This window comes from Legionella quateirensis (assembly GCF_001467955.1).
In the GTDB taxonomy this organism is placed as follows: domain Bacteria; phylum Pseudomonadota; class Gammaproteobacteria; order Legionellales; family Legionellaceae; genus Legionella; species Legionella quateirensis.
The window spans coordinates 1-1,375 of the sequence record NZ_LNYR01000050.1 but is presented as its reverse complement, the minus strand read 5'-3'; the positions used below and the strand labels follow the sequence as shown (position 1 = coordinate 1,375).

The window sequence follows — 1,375 nt, the reverse complement described above, 5'->3', positions numbered from 1 at the left end:
ACTGCGGTTGACGAAGGCAGCACGGTGGTCGTGGACAACGGCACAGTGCTCTTGAATGGCGACGGCACTTTAAGCTTTACTCCAACCGCCAATTACAATGGCAGTACCAGCTTTACCTATACGGTGACTTCCGGCGGAGTTACGGAAACGGCTACAGTGAACGTCACAGTCAATCCGGTTAATGATGCCCCAACTAACAGCGTTCCTGGCGCTCAAACGACGAATGAGGACACGGCTCGAGTCTTTAGCTCTGCTAATGGCAATGCCATCAGCCTTACTGACATTGACAGCGCATCTGTGACCACCACGATTTCTGTGGCACACGGCAGTTTAACGGCACTGGCAACAGCAGGTGTTACCATTACGAATAACGGAACGGGCAGTGTGACCTTAACGGGATCTCCTGCTGCAATTACCACGGCTTTGGATGGTTTAAGTTACCAACCTATTGCCGATTACAACGGTGCTGACAACTTAACCATAGTCACCAATGATGGCGCCTTAAGCGATACGGACAACATTGCCATCACAGTCAATCCAGTCGTGGATATTGCCAACGATGCAATAACCATGAATGAAGACACGGTGGCTACTTATGATGTGAATGCCAATGATACCTTTGAAAACGCAGGCCATACCATCACTGCGATTGATGGTACAGCTATTACCGCAGGCAACACCGTAACGGTAGCCAACGGCACAGTGCTGTTAAATAATGACGGCACTTTAAACTTTACCCCAACCGCTAATTACAATGGCAGCACCAGTTTTACCTACACAGTGACTTCCGGCGGAGTTACGGAAACGGCGACAGTGAACGTCACAGTCAATCCGGTTATTGATGCCCCAACCAACAGCGTCCCTGGTGCTCAAACCACGAATGAGGACACCGCTCAGGTCTTTAGCTCTGCTAATGGCAATGCGATAAGCCTTACCGATATAGACAGTGCTTCTGTGGCCACCACGATTTCTGTGGCACACGGCAGCTTAACGGCACTGGCAACAGCAGGGGTTACGATTACGAATAACGGTACGGGCAGTGTGACCTTAACGGGATCTCCTGCTGCAATTACCACCGCTTTGGATGGTTTAAGTTACCAACCTGTTGCCGATTACAACGGTGCTGACAGCTTAACTATAGTCACCAGTGATGGCACCTTAAGTGATACGGACAATATTGCCATTACAGTCAATCCAGTCGTGGATATTGCCAACGATGCCATAACCCTGAATGAAGACACGGTGGCTACTTATGATGTCAATAATAATGATACTTTTGAGAATGCAGGTCATATCATCACTGCGATTGATGGTACAGCTATTACCGCAGGCAACACCGTAACGGTAGCCAACGGCACAGTGCTGTTAAATAATG

1 protein-coding gene is annotated in these 1,375 nt (G+C 48.9%); it reads left to right on the top strand.

Going from position 1 to position 1,375, the window contains the following annotated elements; all coding sequences use genetic code 11:
* On the top strand, window positions 1–1,375 hold a 1,375-nt coding region (locus Lqua_RS17690), incomplete at both ends, for a beta strand repeat-containing protein (protein WP_157076156.1).